The 17,450-nt window shown below is 43.0% G+C and carries 17 protein-coding genes; 10 read left to right on the top strand and 7 right to left on the bottom strand.

Translation table 11 applies throughout. The features are described 5' to 3' along the window. Positions 1 to 192: 192 nt before the first annotated feature. On the top strand, positions 193 to 441 hold the full coding sequence (locus R7F07_RS08795) for a YciN family protein (RefSeq protein WP_005378350.1): 249 nt from the start codon (positions 193 to 195) through the stop codon (positions 439 to 441). 63 nt (positions 442 to 504) lie between these two features. Here the strand turns inward: R7F07_RS08795 and aroA are convergent, their stop codons facing one another. Together aroA and R7F07_RS08785 are read right to left on the bottom strand one after the other, a co-directional pair. Next, complete coding sequence (gene aroA / locus R7F07_RS08790; RefSeq protein WP_005378349.1) at positions 505 to 1,785, bottom strand: 3-phosphoshikimate 1-carboxyvinyltransferase; 1,281 nt, start codon at positions 1,783 to 1,785, stop codon at positions 505 to 507. A 290-nt stretch (positions 1,786 to 2,075) separates the two neighbouring features. Further along, the gene (locus R7F07_RS08785) at positions 2,076 to 2,552 is read right to left on the bottom strand and encodes a glycine zipper 2TM domain-containing protein (protein ID WP_005378348.1); all 477 of its coding nucleotides are present in this window, start codon (positions 2,550 to 2,552) and stop codon (positions 2,076 to 2,078) included. A gap of 39 nt (positions 2,553 to 2,591) precedes the next feature. Here R7F07_RS08785 and aat point away from each other — a divergent pair, with 39 nt between their 5' ends. From aat to infA, 3 genes are all read left to right on the top strand, one after another. Continuing rightward, positions 2,592 to 3,299, top strand: a complete 708-nt coding sequence (gene aat, locus R7F07_RS08780) for a leucyl/phenylalanyl-tRNA--protein transferase (protein WP_005378347.1) — start codon at positions 2,592 to 2,594, stop codon at positions 3,297 to 3,299. Beyond that, the gene (locus R7F07_RS08775) at positions 3,296 to 3,997 is read left to right on the top strand and encodes an arginyltransferase (protein ID WP_005378346.1); all 702 of its coding nucleotides are present in this window, start codon (positions 3,296 to 3,298) and stop codon (positions 3,995 to 3,997) included. The genes aat and R7F07_RS08775 overlap by 4 nt, the downstream gene beginning before the upstream one ends. Before the next feature lie 81 nt (positions 3,998 to 4,078). Continuing rightward, the gene (gene infA, locus R7F07_RS08770) at positions 4,079 to 4,297 is read left to right on the top strand and encodes a translation initiation factor IF-1 (RefSeq protein WP_001040192.1); all 219 of its coding nucleotides are present in this window, start codon (positions 4,079 to 4,081) and stop codon (positions 4,295 to 4,297) included. 133 nt (positions 4,298 to 4,430) lie between these two features. Here infA and clpA read toward each other — a convergent pair whose 3' ends face one another. After that, the gene (clpA, locus tag R7F07_RS08765; protein ID WP_005387879.1) at positions 4,431 to 6,698 is read right to left on the bottom strand and encodes an ATP-dependent Clp protease ATP-binding subunit ClpA; all 2,268 of its coding nucleotides are present in this window, start codon (positions 6,696 to 6,698) and stop codon (positions 4,431 to 4,433) included. Between the two features lie 50 nt (positions 6,699 to 6,748). Beyond that, positions 6,749 to 7,069 carry an ATP-dependent Clp protease adapter ClpS gene (clpS, locus tag R7F07_RS08760; RefSeq protein ID WP_005378419.1) on the bottom strand — a complete coding sequence of 107 codons (321 nt, stop codon included), beginning with the start codon at positions 7,067 to 7,069 and terminating at the stop codon, positions 6,749 to 6,751. Positions 7,070 to 7,773: 704 nt separating this feature from the next. On the opposite strand from clpS, the gene cspD reads away from it, so the two are divergent. Further along, entirely contained in the window at positions 7,774 to 7,992 is a 219-nt protein-coding gene (gene cspD, locus R7F07_RS08755; protein ID WP_005378407.1) for a cold shock domain-containing protein CspD, read from the top strand. 183 nt (positions 7,993 to 8,175) lie between these two features. On the opposite strand, the gene R7F07_RS08750 is transcribed toward cspD, so the two are convergent. After that, positions 8,176 to 10,401 carry an NADP-dependent isocitrate dehydrogenase gene (locus R7F07_RS08750; RefSeq protein ID WP_005378404.1) on the bottom strand — a complete coding sequence of 742 codons (2,226 nt, stop codon included), beginning with the start codon at positions 10,399 to 10,401 and terminating at the stop codon, positions 8,176 to 8,178. 311 nt (positions 10,402 to 10,712) lie between these two features. On the opposite strand from R7F07_RS08750, the gene R7F07_RS08745 reads away from it, so the two are divergent. Next, positions 10,713 to 11,414, top strand: a complete 702-nt coding sequence (locus tag R7F07_RS08745) for a pseudouridine synthase (protein ID WP_213907072.1) — start codon at positions 10,713 to 10,715, stop codon at positions 11,412 to 11,414. An 85-nt stretch (positions 11,415 to 11,499) separates the two neighbouring features. On the opposite strand, the gene R7F07_RS08740 is transcribed toward R7F07_RS08745, so the two are convergent. Together R7F07_RS08740 and R7F07_RS08735 are read right to left on the bottom strand one after the other, a co-directional pair. After that, on the bottom strand, positions 11,500 to 12,177 hold the full coding sequence (locus R7F07_RS08740) for a DUF2057 family protein (RefSeq protein ID WP_017634732.1): 678 nt from the start codon (positions 12,175 to 12,177) through the stop codon (positions 11,500 to 11,502). Between the two features lie 76 nt (positions 12,178 to 12,253). Next, entirely contained in the window at positions 12,254 to 13,333 is a 1,080-nt protein-coding gene (locus R7F07_RS08735; protein WP_005378424.1) for a porin, read from the bottom strand. A gap of 515 nt (positions 13,334 to 13,848) precedes the next feature. Here R7F07_RS08735 and dinG point away from each other — a divergent pair. From dinG to rsmS, 4 genes are read left to right on the top strand one after another with little or no spacing between them, the layout of a single operon-like run. Further along, positions 13,849 to 15,924, top strand: coding sequence for an ATP-dependent DNA helicase DinG (gene dinG / locus R7F07_RS08730; protein ID WP_169628367.1), 2,076 nt, complete (start codon positions 13,849 to 13,851; stop codon positions 15,922 to 15,924). A 14-nt stretch (positions 15,925 to 15,938) separates the two neighbouring features. Beyond that, a complete protein-coding gene (locus tag R7F07_RS08725; protein WP_005378430.1) occupies positions 15,939 to 16,724 on the top strand; it encodes a sulfite exporter TauE/SafE family protein in 786 nt (261 codons plus the stop codon). Next, positions 16,721 to 17,266: a primosomal replication protein gene (locus R7F07_RS08720; protein ID WP_033905048.1), complete on the top strand. Its 546-nt coding sequence runs from the start codon at positions 16,721 to 16,723 to the stop codon at positions 17,264 to 17,266. Before R7F07_RS08725 ends, R7F07_RS08720 begins: the two co-directional genes overlap by 4 nt. Continuing rightward, on the top strand, positions 17,266 to 17,430 hold the full coding sequence (rsmS, locus tag R7F07_RS08715; RefSeq protein ID WP_005378432.1) for a pleiotropic regulatory protein RsmS: 165 nt from the start codon (positions 17,266 to 17,268) through the stop codon (positions 17,428 to 17,430). The genes R7F07_RS08720 and rsmS overlap by 1 nt, the downstream gene beginning before the upstream one ends. The last annotated feature ends 20 nt before the right edge of the window (positions 17,431 to 17,450 follow it).

Raw genomic sequence — 17,450 nt, 5'->3', positions numbered from 1 at the left:
AATGCAATAAATTTTGTTACCCATCACAAAATAGTTTGGTTCAATGCTCTGCCATCTTCCTCCGCATCATGCTTATACTCTAAAAATTGATCTGTTTAGTCTTACTGAACGATTGACTGAATTAATCATGCAAACCCATTTTAGTTGTAGGTATACTCAGCATTCTTAACTAAATAGAATGGTAGAAAGAATATGTCTGATAGAACGTTTATCGAAGAGTTCGACCTTCTTTTGATCGCTAACCAAATCATCCAAGAGCACGATGATTACATCGAGGGAATGCGAGCAACAAGTGTAGAAGAAAAAGAAGGTGTTTTAGTTTTTAAAGGTGAATACTTCCTTGATGACAAAGGTTTACCAACTTCAAATACGACTGCAGTATTCAATATGTTCAAATACTTAGCGCATCACATTTCTAAGGAATTTACGCTGGTTAAATAGTATTGGGAAACAAAAAAGCCAGAGTGTTATTCACTCTGGCTTTCCTGTTTTAGGTCAGAATATTTAGCAGCTTAAAGCCTTAAGTTTGTCGAAGTAGTCAGGGAACGTTTTCGACGTACACTTTGGATCGTTAATCGTCACAGGCGTATCACTAAGTGCCACCAGCGAAAAACACATCGCCATTCGATGATCATCGTAAGTATCAATCGCAGCATGCTTTAACTGAGAGACAGGTTTGACGATGATGTAGTCTTCCCCTTCTTCCACTTCCGCACCAACTTTACGTAACTCAGTCGCCATAGCTGACAAACGGTCTGTTTCTTTTACACGCCAGTTATAAACGTTACGAATAGCGGTAGTGCCTTCGGCAAATAGCGCTGTTGTCGCGATGGTCATGGCAGCATCAGGGATATGGTTGTAATCCATATCGATGCCTTTCAATTGACCAACACGTGAAATTACGTAGTCATCACCCCATTCAATTTCTGCACCCATTTTTTCAAGCGCATCAGCAAATTGAATATCACCTTGAATGCTGTTTTTACCGATACCCGTGACTTTAACTTCTCCACCTTTGATGGCTGCCGCCGCCAAGAAGTAAGAAGCAGAAGACGCGTCACCTTCAACCAAGAAATCACCTGGAGCAATGTATTGCTGACCGGCTGGGATCACAAACTCTTGATAGTCGTTGTTGATCACATCGACTCCAAACTGCTTCATGATATGCAGGGTGATATCGATATAAGGCTTAGAAACCAAATCGCCTTCGATGTTGATGCGAATTTCACCTTCAGCCAATGGCGCAGACATTAAGAAAGCGGTCAAGAACTGACTTGAAATGGACCCATCGATAGAAACTGTACCTGCTTTTAGGCCAGTACCAATTATTTTGAGAGGCGGAAAGTTCTCGTTTTCCATGTACTCAACGTTCGCACCAGCATCTTTCAGTGCCGTGACAAGGTGACCAATTGGACGCTCTTTCATACGAGGTTCGCCCGTCAGTACATACTCCCCTTCTCCAAGACAAAGAGCCGCAGCTAATGGTCGCATCGCAGTGCCAGCATTGCCGAGAAATAACTCTACCGGCTCTGAGACAGAAAACGGACGCCCAAGGCCGTCAACGAGACATTCTGTTTTATCTTCGGAAAGTTGGTATTGAACGCCTAGTTTAGTCAGCGCATTCAGCATATGACGAGTATCATCACTGTCGAGGAGATTAGTAAGGCGAGTTCTGCCTTTAGCAAGAGCAGCAAGTAAAAGAGCTCGATTAGAAACACTTTTAGAGCCAGGAAGGTTCACTTCCCCTTGAATTTTATTGATAGGTTGTAACGTTAGGCTTTCCATTAAAAGTTGATAATCCTTTGTGCCCTCAACATACGATTTTTTATGAGGGCTAAACAATTCTTCGTGAATTCAGACTACCCAAAAAAACACGACAAAACCAGAGTAAATCGGCGCTAATTTATGAATATCCTCAAGCAGCCTAAAGATACAGAATTAAAGGCATTGCCAGCGATGTAAATCAGAGCGAAAGAAGCACGGCGAAACAGCAAACTATTTCGACTTTATTTGACGATAAGCCAGCCCGACTGTACATGCCTGATTAGGCTTCGTTAGACTAAAACAACCTAGGGTTAATAAGTGATATCAACCCTGACTCCATCATCAAAATATAAAATACGAACTTCATCCCCTCGACTAAATAACATATTTTTATCAACATCTTGGATGACATTAATTAGCTTATCACCCTTCACTTTGATGAGTAGCTCAACTAACTTATATTCAACCGTGTATTGGTAATTACTTTGGTTTTGAGCAACTGCGGCACCTGCAAGCGCACCCACTGCCGTCGCGACTTCTCTTCCCGTACCGCCACCAAATTGATTACCGACTAAACCACCGATAGTGGCACCAAGTAGTGTCTTCCAACCGTTACTTTTCGATTGAACAACCTCTTGTTGAGTAATATAACGGACAGAGTCAATCTTCCCGTAAACTACTTCATTAACTGGCTTGGCAACATTTCTTTCATAGGCTGCGTTGGCGACAAGTGGTAAAAACAGTATGATCCCAAGCCATACTTTTACGATATTTCTTAACCAGGTCATCATAAACTCCTCTGACTCCAATGTTGGTAACGACTTCTTATGGCTATTTATTTAACTGAACTCGATGAAACGTTCAACTTTCCCTCACCCTATAAAGCACTCAGCGACCCCAATGGTTTGCTGGCTTTTGGTGGTGACTTAAACCCCATGAGAATCCTCAATGGTTACTATCAAGGCATTTTCCCTTGGTATGGTCCTGGTGAACCTATTTTATGGTGGAGCCCTTCTCCGCGCGCTGTGTTTGACCCATTGCAGTTTAAGCCATCTAAAAGTCTCAAAAAATTTCAGCGTAAACATAACTATAAAGTAACACTCAATTTCGCGACAGAAGAAGTGATTAGACTATGTTCTTCAACACGCCCTGCAGAGGAAACATGGCTCAACGAGGAAATGCAAACTTCCTACATTGAGTTAGCCAAACTTGGTCACTGTCACTCTGTAGAAGTATGGCATGACAACAACCTGATTGGCGGACTATATGGCATCTGCGTGGGCCAACTTTTTTGCGGGGAGTCGATGTTTAGCCTAAAAGATAACGCATCCAAAATTGCATTGTGGTACTTATGCAACCATTTGGCGTCAAAGCAAGGTCAATTAATCGATTGCCAAGTTATGAATTCTCACTTGGCATCACTTGGCGCATTTGAACTTGAGCGTGACGAATTTATGCAAAAACTACTATCTTTAAGAGAAAAGCAAACACTATTTGATGCCTATCAGCCCCAAGTTTTGCAGGATTCAGTATGAGTACGGATATACAACATATTCGAATAGGGTTGACGAATAATCACCCTTGTAGTTATTTGCCTGAACGGCAAGAGCGGGTTGCGGTGGCGCTTGATGAAAGGCTGCATACTGAAGAAAATTACCAGTTGCTCATGGCTAACGGTTTTCGTCGTAGCGGAGATACCATATATAAACCGCATTGCGAGCATTGCACCGCTTGCCAGCCAATTCGGGTCTCGATTCCAGACGTTAGACTATCAAAAAGTCAGAAGAGGCTGCTTAATAAAGCACAGTCTTTACGCTGGGAAATGAAACCTGAAATGGATGAGGAATGGTTTGAGCTTTACAGTCGGTACATCTGCAAACGGCATAAAAACGGCACTATGTACCCACCAAAGCGTGATGAGTTTGCTCGATTTGCTCAAACTAGCTGGCTGACAACGTCGTTTTTACACATTTACGATGAATCAGATCAATTGCTCGCCATTGCGGTGACAGATTTGATGCCACAATGCTCGAGTGCTTTTTATACTTTCTTTGACCCTGACTACGAGTTATCTCTTGGGACATTAGCGGTGCTTTATCAAATTAAATACTGCCAAGAAAACAAACAACAGTGGCTATATTTGGGATATCAGATTGATGAGTGCCCAGCAATGAGCTACAAAACACGCTTTCAACGCCACCAAAGGCTAGTAAATCAGCGTTGGCGAGGGTAGAATACGCCTCAACTTTACATAATTACTATTTAGCGGCAGAATATAGCCCGCTAATATTGCCTAATTTCTAAAGAGGATTAAATGGCTAAAGAAGACGTAATCGAGATGCAAGGCACAGTCCTTGACACTCTACCAAACACTATGTTCCGTGTTGAACTTGAAAACGGTCACGTTGTGACTGCTCACATCTCTGGCAAGATGCGTAAGAACTACATCCGTATCCTAACGGGTGACAAAGTAACTGTAGAGATGACTCCATACGACCTGTCAAAAGGCCGCATCGTCTTCCGCGCTCGTTAATCTCTGATTTTCGGATGCAATAAAAAACGGAGCAAGCTGCTCCGTTTTTTATTGCATAATTTTTTCCGATTTAGTTCAGATAAAAAAGCGCACGATCTTCTCGTGCGCTTTTGCGTTTGTTACCGACTAACGATTAATGCATCGCTGTCTCTTTCTCACTTAAGTATTCAAACTCAAGCGTATCGTTGACCAGTGTTACCTTCACTGTACCGCCGTCAACTAAAGATCCAAACAACAGTTCGTTAGCCAAAGGCTTCTTAAGCTGTTCTTGGATAACACGCCCCATTGGGCGAGCCCCCATAGCTTTGTCATAACCTTTATGTGCTAACCAATGGCGAGCGTCTTGCGATACTTCCATTGAAACGCCTCTCGCATCAAGTTGCACTTGCAGTTCGACAATGAACTTATCAACCACTTGATGGATAACGCTTTCATCAAGGCTGTTAAACCAGATGATGTTATCAAGACGGTTACGGAACTCAGGAGTAAACACCTTCTTAATTTCCGCCATTGCATCGTGACTGTTGTCTTGTTGAATCAAACCAATTGATTTCTTCTCGGTTTCCGCCACACCTGCGTTAGTTGTCATAACAAGAATGACATTACGGAAGTCTGCTTTGCGACCATTGTTGTCCGTTAGCGTACCGTTATCCATGACTTGCAACAACAGGTTAAAGATATCAGGGTGCGCTTTTTCAATCTCATCAAGTAATACGACTGAATGTGGGTGCTTAATAACAGCATCAGTTAGCAAACCACCTTGGTCATAACCGACATAACCAGGAGGCGCACCAATTAAGCGACTTACGGAGTGACGCTCACCATACTCAGACATATCAAAACGAAGTAGCTCGATACCTAGAAGCTTAGATAACTGCACCGTCACCTCTGTTTTACCAACCCCTGTTGGGCCTGCAAACAAGAATGAACCAACAGGTTTGTTGTCTACACCTAAACCTGCACGTGTCAGCTTGATCGCCTCGGATAATGCATCAATCGCATTATCTTGACCGAATACCAACATCTTCATTTTGCTATCTAAGTTTTTCAAAATGTCTTTATCTGAAGAAGAAACCGACTTCTCTGGAATTCGCGCCATTTTGGCAACCATTGATTCGATATCAGCCACTCCGACCGTTTTTTTACGACGGCTTGCAGGAGCAAGACGACTACGAGCACCAGCTTCATCAATGACATCAATGGCCTTATCTGGTAGATGGCGTTCATTAATGTATTTAGCCGACAGTTCTACCGCGGCACGCAGTGCTTTATTGGTATAACGTACTTCATGGTGAGCTTCGTACTTCGGCTTCAAGCCCATCAAGATTTTAGTTGTGTCATCTAATGAAGGTTCTACAACGTCTATCTTTTGGAAACGGCGAGACAACGCACGCTCTTTCTCGAAAATGTTGCTGTATTCTTGGTATGTCGTCGAACCAATACAACGCAACTTACCGCTACTTAAAAGAGGCTTAATAAGATTTGCTGCATCGACTTGACCACCAGATGCCGCGCCTGCACCGATGATGGTATGTATTTCATCGATGAACAAAATGGCATCTTCTTCTTTTTCAAGTTGTTTCAAAATCGCCTTGAAGCGCTTTTCAAAATCACCGCGGTATTTGGTACCAGCGAGCAAAGAGCCAATATCTAGTGAATAAATCACGCTGTTTTGAATGACCTCAGGGACCTGCCCTTCGACAATTCTCCATGCAAGACCTTCCGCAATAGCTGTTTTACCAACCCCTGCCTCACCCACTAGTAGTGGATTATTCTTGCGGCGTCGACAAAGTACCTGAATAGTGCGCTCTAACTCTTTATCACGTCCAATGAGTGGGTCGATGTTTCCATCTTTAGCGACTTGATTAAGATTCGTCGCAAAGCTTTCTAGGCGTTCTTCAGAATTAGGCTCTTCAACACTTTCTGAGCTAAACGAGTCTGATGATGAATCCTCACCTGCACCTGATGCTTTAGTAATACCGTGGGAGATGAAGTTAACAATATCTAATCGGGAGATGTCATTTTTCTTCAGAAGGTAAGCGGCATGCGACTCTTGCTCACTGAAGATAGCAACAAGCACGTTGGCGCCTGTTACTTCATTACGACCAGACGACTGTACATGAAAGACGGCGCGTTGTAGTACACGTTGAAAACTCAAAGTCGGCTGCGTTTCACGCGTCTCATCACTATCTGGGATAAGAGGCGTAGTTTGATCGATGAAAATATCGAGTTCGTTGCGTAAAGCGTCAAGATCCGCCTTACAAGCTAGAAGGGCTTCCTTAGCTGCATCATTTTCCAACAATGCAAGTAGGAGGTGTTCGACAGTCATAAACTCGTGGCGTTTATCTCGCGCCCGAGCAAATGCACCGTTAAGGCTTGACTCTAGTTCTTTATTTAGCATAAGTACCTCCCGAAAAAACAACTGGGGTTGTTCGAGCAAGTCTTCTTTGTTTACGCTTGCTCCATAGTGCAAAGTAGCGGATGTTCATTTTCCCTTGCGTACATCGTAACTTGCGCTACTTTTGTTTCGGCAATTTCTGCGCTGTATGTGCCGCAAATTGCCTTTCCTTCATAGTGGACCTGAAGCATGATTTGAGTTGCTTTATCAATATCATGTGAGAAAAATCGCTCAAGCACCTCTATGACGAAATCCATAGGTGTATAGTCATCATTATTGAGTACGACATTGTACAGCTTAGGTGGCTGGACTTTCGTACTTTCTCGCTCCAGAAGATCAGAGTCCGGAGTGACCCATTCAAAATTTTTACTCATGGCAATCTAAAGATATCGTATCAAAGGGTTGATGTTTTCGACCTATAAAAACAATCTACCACAAGCGTGCAGCGCGGTGTAGTGAGTTATGGCACCGAATTCGATCTTTGATCGATAAAAGTTGCTACCTAATATAGAGACTAATGCACGTCTTGATACGGCGCAAATAAAAGATGCTTGTCGATAAGTTACACATTTTTTCTTATAAAAGAACTTTCTATTTATTGCTTTCGGACTATTGCAAACCACCCCATCATCTTCTATCTGGATCACACTTCCTCATTGAGAATACGGTAATTATCACGAAAACTTCATTTTTTATTCAGTCAGAGGATTCTTCTCCCATAAGCAACACGGACAGTATGGCTTTTTCAGTATGAGCCACTTCATAGGCAAATTGACTAAACTTCTGCGTATATACGAAAAACTGTTTGCAAATTTGTTAATCTCAAAAGTGATTTGTTTTCAATTATGTTTCTGTTTGTTGCTCACTGCTATTGACTGTCGAAATTCATTGACTACAGTGGAAAGTGTCGATGCATAAATCATCATTTTGAAACTTCTCTTCTTTAAGTGGTTTGATGAATGTGACTTATCATTGATTTGACGTTTGTTGGCATTCGCTGACAATGGTAGTACCAAGTTAAAGGTATAACTTGGTTGCAGTAACAACATCAGTAAAAAATGCATGAGGGATGTAAAGCATGGCTACAGGTACAGTAAAGTGGTTTAACAATGCCAAAGGATTTGGGTTTATTTGTTCAGATGAAGAAGAGGGAGATATCTTTGCCCACTACTCAACTATCCAGATGGACGGTTATCGTACACTGAAAGCAGGCCAACAAGTCTCTTACGAGATTGAAAAAGGTCCCAAAGGCTGTCACGCGAGTAGCGTCGTGCCTCTTGAAGGCCAAGCCAAATAATTAGAGCGCTGTCGAAATATAAAAATATTGCTCTCGAAACGCCACGTTGATGTTTTGAAGAGAAAAATAAACCCGCCAAGATAGCGGGTTTCTTACTATTTAGAGCACGTGTTACAAAAGGAACACTTACAACGCACTTACAGGATAGGAAACACGCCGAAAACGACGTGTTTTTACACTAACTTACTTGTTAATGATTGCGTTAAAGGTTTCGCTTGGACGCATCAATTTAGAAACCAATGCATCGTCTAGTAAGTAGTAACCTCCTAGCTCACCTTTCACGCCTTGCGCATTATTTAGCTCAGCAACGATCGTTTCTTCCTGCTCTGACAGCGCTTTTGCAATTGGTGCAAATTCAGCAGCAAGATCCGCATCATCCGTTTGCTCTGAAAGCGCTTTCGCCCAGTAAAGTGCAAGATAGAAGTGGCTTCCACGGTTATCTAGCTCACCCACTTTACGTGACGGAGATTTGTTGGTGTCTAAAAACTCACCGGTCGCTTTATCTAGTGTATCTGCGAGAACCTGAGCCTTAGGATTGTTTGTCGCTACACTTAAATGCTCTAACGAAGCTGCAAGCGCTAGGAACTCGCCCAAAGAATCCCAACGAAGGTGATTCTCTTTTTCTACTTGTTGAACGTGCTTAGGAGCAGAACCACCAGCGCCTGTTTCAAATAGACCACCACCATTCATCAATGGAACAATAGATAGCATCTTAGCAGACGTACCTAACTCTAGAATTGGGAACAAGTCTGTTAGGTAGTCACGAAGAACATTACCTGTAACAGAGATAGTATCTAGGCCCGCTTTCATACGCTCTAGTGAGTACTTACAAGCTTCAACAGGAGATAGGATCTTAATCTCTAGACCGTCAGTATCGTGATCTGGTAGGTAGGCGTTTACTTTCTTGATGAGCTCAGCATCGTGCGCACGGTTTTCGTCTAGCCAGAATACAGCTGGAACACCTGTTGCACGTGCGCGAGTCACTGCTAGTTTAACCCAATCTTGGATTGGTGCGTCTTTAACCTGACACATACGGAAGATATCACCTTCTTCAACCGCTTGCTCTAACAGTACGTTACCTGAAGCATCAACAACGCGAACAGTACCCGCAGCGTCTAGAATGAATGTCTTGTCGTGAGAACCATATTCTTCAGCTTTCTGAGCCATTAGACCAACGTTAGGCACGCTACCCATAGTGGTCGGGTCAAATGCGCCGTGCTCTTTACAGAAATCAATAACCGCTTGGTAAATACCTGCGTAGCTACGATCTGGAATCATCGCTTTGGTGTCTTTTTGTTTACCATCTGGTCCCCACATTTGACCCGAAGAGCGAAGCATTGCTGGCATAGAAGCATCTACAATAATGTCACTTGGTACATGTAAGTTTGTGATACCACGATCAGAGTCAACCATCGCAAGTTCTGGTTGAGTTTGGTAAACCGCTTGAATGGCCGCTTCAATTTCTGCTTTTTGCGCTTCAGGTAGAGACTCAATTTTTGAGTAAACATCACCGATGCCATTGTTTACATCAACACCTAGCTCTTCAAACAGCTTACCGTACTTATCGAAAACGTCTTTGTAGTAAACTTTTACGGCATGGCCGAAAATGACAGGGTCAGAAACTTTCATCATCGTCGCTTTCATATGAAGAGACAGCAGCACGTCTTGTGCTTTCGCTTCAGCAATCTCTTTCTCGAAAAATTCAACCAACGCCTTCTTCTTCATTACTGAAGTATCAATGACTTCTTTATCTAGTAATGGGAACGCAGACTTAAGCTCTTTAACTGTACCATCATTACCGACAAACTCGATTTTGACCTCTGTTGCACCAGAGATAGTTGTAGACTTTTCGCTACCAAAGAAGTCATTGTCTGACATGCTCGCAACATGGGACTTAGATTCTGCTGACCATGCACCCATTGAGTGTGGGTTTTTCTTCGCGTAGTTCTTAACCGAAGTCGGAGCACGACGGTCTGAGTTACCTTCACGAAGTACTGGGTTAACCGCACTACCTTTGATTTTGTCGTAAGCCGCTTTAATCGCTTTCTCTTCGTACGTGCTCGGCTCTTCTGGGTAGTTTGGTAAATCGTAACCTTTCGCCTGAAGCTCTTTAATCGCCGCTTTAAGCTGAGGAACTGAAGCTGAAATGTTAGGTAGCTTGATGATATTTGCTTCTGGAGTTTGAGCTAGTTCACCAAGCTCAGTCAACGCATCGCCAATGCGCTGTTCTTCTTTTAGATGCTCTGGGAAGTTAGCGATAATTCGACCTGCTAGTGAAATATCACGAGTATCTACATTGATGCCAGACGATGCTGTGAATGATTGAATGATTGGTAGTAATGAATAAGTTGCTAGCGCCGGCGCTTCATCAGTGATGGTGTAGATAATTGTAGGTTTTTCTGTAGGCATGAAATTTCCCTATTTTTTAATCAACTTGTTGGCTGATCAACTCAGCGTCTGAGTTGGTTTAATTGACGCATTGCTGCGCGTTAGCAGTACATGTCTCCTCACTAACGCCACATGCGGTTCGCACTCTTTGTTGTAGTTTGAAGCTCTAAGCTCTGAATCCATGAGTGCACTGATATAATTAAACAAATAACACGAATTAGTCTATCATTCTGTGCGCGTTTGTTAGTTTTAGGCGCGCAAATCATATCCGATCATGAGAAAACTTAAAACTTTCAAACACAGTTCATTTACATTTTTGCAGGGTAGTTAACATGTCATCTCGTACAGGTCAGGAAAAAGGTCGCAGTCGTAACCAGTCTAAAACGGGCCATTTTAAACACTCAGGAGCTCGCAATGGCTCGAAGACTCGTACTCAGCAAGACCGCCGCCCTAATCGCCCAACAAAGAGCCAAAAGCCAAAAGTGCCCCCTAAAGATCGTAAAGTCATTATTTTCAATAAGCCTTACGATACGCTCAGTCAATTTACCGATGGCGATGGTCGCAAAACGTTAGCGGACTATATCCCGATCAAAAATGTCTATGCGGCTGGCCGATTGGACCGAGACAGCGAAGGTTTGATGGTACTCACTAACGATGGCATCTTGCAGGCGAAGCTAACGCAGCCAAAGTCAAAATCGCCGAAGACTTATTGGGTTCAAGTTGATGGCGCTCCTCAGGAGCAAGATCTTGAAAAATTGAGAAAGGGAGTAGAGCTAAAAGATGGTATGACTCTACCAGCCGAAGTTGAAGTTATTCCAAAACCACAAGTCTGGGACAGAACGCCTCCGGTTCGTTTTCGCGCAAATATCCCTACCACTTGGTTAGCCATTACCATTATTGAAGGAAGAAATCGTCAGGTGCGTCGCATGACTGCGCACATTGGCTTCCCTACCTTGCGCCTCATTCGTCATTCGATGGGTGATATCGTCCTTAACGACCTAATGCCTGGTGAATGGAGAGAAATCTCTCTCTAATAAGCAGAAAAGATAAAAGCAGGCTTAAAGCCTGCTTTTTAGATTCGTACTTTTTCAGTTAAGCCCTATCTAATGAACTAAGGGATTACTGCTCAGCAAGCCAGTTTTTAAATGCCTCTTTTTCCGCCGGAGACGCTTTCTGGTACATCGTCTTTAATACATCAACCATTGGGCTGTCGTTCGATGCGGCTGTTGAACGGGTATCACTAGTCTCAACTCGAGGCTCGATATCACTTACTGATTGTTGATGCTGATTCACAGTTACATAACTAACGGCAACACTCGCGATACCGCCAGCAATATTGTAGTTGCGAGATTCTTGAGGGTAATTACGACCAATTTGAACACCATCTGACTCTAATACATCTTCGACCAAAGCAATAGGTTGGCCTTTGGTATCCAGTAATTGCCAATCTAGAGGCGAGATGTTGTTTTGCGCTTGACGAAGAGTTTTAAACTCTGGCAGTTCAAACGTTAGCTTTTCGTTTTCAGCATCAAATTTAGCAACGATTACATCACTGTAAACCGTCTTAAGGTTTTCGTTAATTTCGAATGTAGGTTGATATTTGAAGACAATTTGATTCGTTCCGTCAGGTAGTTCGATTGTCTTCTCACTAGAAAAAAGACCACCTTCTAGATCTGGCTTCTCCATGTTGACGGCCAATAACTTCACGTCTTCTGGAACCACTAAAGTCGTTGCAGCGTAGAGGTTTGTACTGGCAAAAATAGACAGTGCCATTGCCACTTTTAATGATAACTGCATAGAGTTTTTCATCCTTATCTTCATAGTAAAAGACCCAGCATATAGCTGGGTCTTACAATATCAAACTGGGTATTGATTACCAGTAGAAACGAGCACCAACACCGAAGTTAGTTGCGTCGTCTGTGTCTTTGTTGTCGAAGTCAGTACCTTCGAAAGTGTAACCCGCTTCCGCGAATACACGTGCCCATTTAGAGAACTTGTATTCAACACCAGCGTAGAACCAAGAAGAGTCTGCGTCTACTTTACCTGCTTCGTCAGTAGACTGAGCTAGGTACTCGTAACCAGAGTATAGAGTTGTTTTAGGAGCAACAGCGAACATACCAGCTACAACGATGTAGTGTGAATCAACTGTTGATTTACCTAGCTTATCTTCGTTTTCGTTGTAGTAGTACGTAGCACCTAGAGTGTGCTCGTTTAGTGCGTACTCAGCAGTTACTTCAAAAGATAGGTTTTCGTTATCAGTACGCTCTGTGTGAGAAACTGTTTGCTCTACACCGTTAAGAACTAGTTTTTTCTCTTTAGTTACGTTGATGTCGTTGTTCGCAGTAAGTACACCAGCGTGTAGAGATAGGTCATTGAAAGATTTACCAACGAATACTTCTAGTACTTCTTCGTTAGAATCTTTTTCGCCTAGCGCGTAACCAGCTTTTAGCCAGAATGCGTCATTTTCGTAAGCGTATTTGATTTGAGAATCGTTGTTCCAAGCGTGACCGTATGCAGTTTCCGCTGCGTTACCACCGAAGAAGTAAGAGTAATCTGCGAAGTATACGTCATCAGCCCAAGTACCTTCTTTACCGAAGCGAAGAGTACCCATATCACCCATATCAAAGCCGATGATGTGGCGACGTACGTATACAGAGTCATCTGTACGCTCGCTTGAATCAGCACCTGCGTCGTAGTTGTCACCTAGAGCAACACCGATTTCAACTTCACCCAGAACTTTTAGGCTTTCGTCAACAACGTAAACCGCGTTCACACCAGTACGAGAAGAGCTAGTGTTTAGCTCTGCTGTGTGATCAGTTTTTTCTGTGAATAGAAGAGTTGGACGTAGCTGACCGTAGAAATCTACAGAACCTTCTTCAGATTTGAATACTTCAGCTGCGTTCACTGAAGTTGCAGACGCAACTACAGCTAGTGCTAATAGAGTTTTTTTCATAATTAATCCACTGCCTTTTCTTAGTTCGGGATATCCTTGTCCGGTTCCCTTTTTTTATATGTTTGAGGTAGAGCGTTAACAAAACGTTATACAGCACCTCCTCAAAATCTGGAGCTAAGAGTGCAAAAGATTATTCTGGCTGTCAAATTTTCTAAATACCAATGTAAAAAAAACAAAATACCATTACAAAACAACAAGTTAATAGGTTTACCTTTATTTATTCGACGAACATCTAACCAATCCCCATTATTATTTGTAATTTACAAAATTATTAACAAATGGTTTTTTAATCCAATAAGTAAATTTAAAAAAAACAAAAAAAGAATAAAAACCTACAAATCAGACAAAGTTGGAGTTTTATATTTTTCATATAATGAAATTAATTTCATTAAGATAAGGTTCAATATTTTTTTGTGAAGGAGATCTACATTCCTTATAAAAGCATTCCGTTTTGTGAACTACTGTACAACTAGTGATGTGTGCTACTATTCGCCTCCAACGCATTTGAGGCCCGTATGCTGACCAGTAACATTCAAAAATCGATTCGTAATAGCTATCAAAACCTTCAAGATCAACTTGATAACTTTGTGCCTAGAAGAGCACAAAACTACCTTGTTGCAGAGATTGCAAAAACGCTGTGCGGTCAGTATCACAAATCTAACCGAATACTCGTTGCAGAAGCAGGGACTGGAATTGGTAAATCGCTCTCCTATCTAATGGCGACCATTCCCGTGGCTGTACATAACAATAGAAAAGTGGTTATCTCAACGGCGACCGTCGCTCTGCAAGAGCAGCTCATAAACAAAGACCTCCCTCTTTTTCGTCGGATTACCGACCGAGAGTTTTCTTTTATTTTGGCAAAAGGCCGTCAACGCTATTGTTGTGCAGAAAAGCTCGCGACTGCTAGCGGTGCTGATGGTGGCCAGTTAGCCATGTTTGAAACCAAACCTAAGCAAAAAGATATAGAGCTGTTAGAAACAATGCATCGCTCTCTTGCGCAAGGTAAATGGGACGGTGACCGTGATTCTTGGCCTAAACCCATCGACGATAAGCTTTGGCAACTGATTGTCAGTGATAAACACAGTTGCAATAACAGTTTACCAGGCCACCGCGGCTGCCCATTCCAAAAAGCGCGCTCAGAGTTGGATAAAAACGATGTCATCATTGCTAACCACTCTCTCGTCATGGCAGACGCAGATTTAGGTGGCGGCGTGATTTTACCTGAGCCAGAAAATACGATATACGTCTTCGACGAGGCACATCACTTACCTCACGTCGCTCGTGACCATGCTTCAGCATCTGCGAGTTTAAAAGGTGCGGCAGCATGGCTTGAGAAGTTAAATCAGTCGATTAGTAAGTTTTCATCACTCGCAGACGAGAAACGCGTAGCTCGATTTCGCAACGACCTTCAAGACGCGGTTCAGAACTTGATACCGGCACTGACTCAATTGCCCAAACAGTTCGACCCAGCTCAATTTGAAGAGGGTATCTACCGCTTCGAACACGGTGAACTACCTGAGTGGCTAGAGAACCAATCCAAAGAACTAAAACAGTTCAGTAAAAAAGCAAATCAGAGCGTGGCAAAAATTGCCGACCTTATTGCGGAAAGAGTAAAAGACGGGGAGCTTGCGACAAGGTTGGCTGAACCAGCGCTTGCAGAGCTCGGTTTCTACATTCAAAGGTTAGAAAACCTAGCGCAAGTATGGCATTTAATGGCTGAACCAACTCGTGAAAAAGGTGCGCCTTTAGCTCGCTGGTTAGAAACCCACCCCGATCGCGAGGGTGATTTCATTGTGAGTGTTTCGCCACTTGAAATTGGATGGCAACTCGACCAACAGATTTGGAGCAGATGTATTGGCGCCATTTTGGTTTCCGCAACGATGCGTGCATTAAACTCTTTCCATTACTTTTGCCATCAGGTTGGTATTGATGGAAAACCAGAATCAGGCACTCAGTTTTTAGCGCTTGCGTCACCATTCGATTACCAAAACCAGGCAGAATTGCTCATCCCTGCGATGAAATATGAACCACCAGCGCCTCAATTTACTGAATATCTTATCGAGATATTGCCTAAGTACTTGGAAGACAAGAAAGCCAACTTAGTATTATTCTCATCCTATTGGCAGATGAACCAAGTCGCGAAGGCACTCTCTTCGGAGTTCATAAAAAAAGGCTGGGCGTTGCAAGTTCAAGGTGAAAGCTCACGTCAAGAAATTCTAAAAAAACATAAAAAGTTAATAGCATCAAATAAAACCAGCGTCTTATTTGGTACTGGCAGTTTCTCTGAGGGGCTAGACTTACCTGGCGAATTACTTGAAAACTTGGTGATTACAAAAATTCCATTTGGCGTTCCAACCTCCCCTGTTGAGCAGGCTCATTCCGAATACATTGAGAAAAAAGGAGGAAACCCGTTTATGCAAATAACTGTACCAGACGCAAGCAAAAAGCTGATCCAGAGCGTAGGTCGCTTACTGCGTAAAGAGAGAGATTCTGGTAGAGTAACGATTCTTGATCGACGCCTAGTCACTAAGCGATACGGACAAGCCTTAATCGACTCACTACCTCCATTTAAACGTAAAATAGAATATTAGAAGAATCACCATTTATGGAAATGATTGAGCCAACCATGCTGTTGGTGTTGGCGCTTGTCGCTTTTGTCGCTGGATTTATTGATGCAGTTGCCGGTGGTGGTGGCATGCTTACCGTACCTGCTCTACTGTCGCTGGGCTTGCCGCCTCATATTGCACTAGGCACCAATAAACTTGCCGCTACCTTTGCTTCTTCTACTGCGGCATTTACGTACTACAAAAAACGTCTATTCAAGCCTCAATGCTGGCGGCGTGCATTCGTGGCGACACTCTTCGGAGCGACATTAGGTACGCTATTTGTAGATGCGATTAGTACGGATTGGCTGGAAAAAGGATTGCCGCTTGTTATTTTGGCGGCAGCGTTGTATACCGTTTTTCATAAAACGCCCCACTCTGCTCATCAAAGTCCAATACCCGAGCCTTGCCCAAAACTTCATAAAAAACAGTACATGCAAGGCTTATCCATAGGATTCTACGACGGACTCGCAGGGCCTGGAACTGGGGCTTTTTGGACAGTAAGTTCAATGGCGCTGTACCGACTGAATATCTTGCTCGCCTCTGGCTTAGCAAAAGCAATGAACTTTACCAGTAACTTTACCTCTTTGATCACTTTTGCATTCCTCGGACACATCAACTGGGTGCTAGGCTTAACAATGGGAGTATGTTTAATGGCTGGTGCTTTTGTTGGCGCGCACTCCGCTATTAGATTTGGTTCTAAATTCATTCGTCCTGTATTTGTTACTGTCGTCAGCATACTAGCCATTAAATTGGCTTATGACGCATGGTTTGTAGGTTTGTCATGAACATTTCTCAACTCCAGGAAAATCTAGAACAAATGGCGAAGCAAGCCGCTGTTCTTGACCGTCAAAGAGGCGAACATCATGTTCCGCTTTTTGATGAGCGTTTATTTGGTTGCCGCTCTCGCTTACTTACTCCTTGCGTAAAAGAAGCAAAAGCCACGCTGGATGCGATTGTGCGTGAGCAAAATGAAGGTAAGCTCACCGCTTTGCGTGCTGAGTACCTCACTGAACGGTTAGTGGCGCAAATCGGTGCAATTCAACGCGAGATTTCTACCACTAAAATTCGTAAGAATGAAATCAAACATAGCAGCTATTTCCGCAAGCCTATCAACGTGCTTTATCAGGAACTCGCTCAACACCAAGAGTGGGCAAGACGCTTGCGCGAGATGGTGTTAGAAAAAGAACGTGCTGTCGAAAGCGCTCCGAGTTTTATGCGTGCCGACGCTCAAAAAGTATTACTAGCAACCGAGCAACGTTTAGCGCGTTGTGAAGCAGCACTTCTTAAGCTAGAGAACCAAATTACACATAGGGAAAAACATCAATAATGGCTGATCAACCAACCTCGCCTTTAGATGACGCACCTGAAGAGATCAAACTGGCTGTCGATTTAATCTATTTGCTTGAGAGCAATGAGATAGATCCAGAAGTTGCGCTTAACGCTTTAAAGATCGTGCAAAACGACTTAGAAAACAAATTAAAAGCAAAGTAGCTCAGAGCGTTTCAATCCTT

It is taken from the genome of Vibrio sp. YT-16 (assembly GCF_033337405.1).
Taxonomy (GTDB): domain Bacteria; phylum Pseudomonadota; class Gammaproteobacteria; order Enterobacterales; family Vibrionaceae; genus Vibrio; species Vibrio alginolyticus.
This window is presented reverse-complemented; position numbering and strand designations above follow the sequence as displayed.

Coding starts and splice junctions, on each gene's coding strand:
- R7F07_RS08795 (WP_005378350.1), top strand. CDS start 193: ATGTCTGATAGAACGTTTATCGAAGAGTTCGACCTTCTTTTGATCGCT.
- R7F07_RS08725 (WP_005378430.1), top strand. CDS start 15,939: ATGGAAATGATTGAGCCAACCATGCTGTTGGTGTTGGCGCTTGTCGCT.
- R7F07_RS08740 (WP_017634732.1), bottom strand. CDS start 12,177: ATGCAGTTATCATTAAAAGTGGCAATGGCACTGTCTATTTTTGCCAGT.
- dinG (WP_169628367.1), top strand. CDS start 13,849: ATGCTGACCAGTAACATTCAAAAATCGATTCGTAATAGCTATCAAAAC.
- clpA (WP_005387879.1), bottom strand. CDS start 6,698: ATGCTAAATAAAGAACTAGAGTCAAGCCTTAACGGTGCATTTGCTCGG.
- R7F07_RS08720 (WP_033905048.1), top strand. CDS start 16,721: ATGAACATTTCTCAACTCCAGGAAAATCTAGAACAAATGGCGAAGCAA.
- R7F07_RS08785 (WP_005378348.1), bottom strand. CDS start 2,552: ATGACCTGGTTAAGAAATATCGTAAAAGTATGGCTTGGGATCATACTG.
- R7F07_RS08750 (WP_005378404.1), bottom strand. CDS start 10,401: ATGCCTACAGAAAAACCTACAATTATCTACACCATCACTGATGAAGCG.
- rsmS (WP_005378432.1), top strand. CDS start 17,266: ATGGCTGATCAACCAACCTCGCCTTTAGATGACGCACCTGAAGAGATC.
- aat (WP_005378347.1), top strand. CDS start 2,592: ATGGCTATTTATTTAACTGAACTCGATGAAACGTTCAACTTTCCCTCA.
- aroA (WP_005378349.1), bottom strand. CDS start 1,785: ATGGAAAGCCTAACGTTACAACCTATCAATAAAATTCAAGGGGAAGTG.
- R7F07_RS08775 (WP_005378346.1), top strand. CDS start 3,296: ATGAGTACGGATATACAACATATTCGAATAGGGTTGACGAATAATCAC.
- R7F07_RS08745 (WP_213907072.1), top strand. CDS start 10,713: ATGTCATCTCGTACAGGTCAGGAAAAAGGTCGCAGTCGTAACCAGTCT.
- infA (WP_001040192.1), top strand. CDS start 4,079: ATGGCTAAAGAAGACGTAATCGAGATGCAAGGCACAGTCCTTGACACT.
- cspD (WP_005378407.1), top strand. CDS start 7,774: ATGGCTACAGGTACAGTAAAGTGGTTTAACAATGCCAAAGGATTTGGG.
- clpS (WP_005378419.1), bottom strand. CDS start 7,069: ATGAGTAAAAATTTTGAATGGGTCACTCCGGACTCTGATCTTCTGGAG.
- R7F07_RS08735 (WP_005378424.1), bottom strand. CDS start 13,333: ATGAAAAAAACTCTATTAGCACTAGCTGTAGTTGCGTCTGCAACTTCA.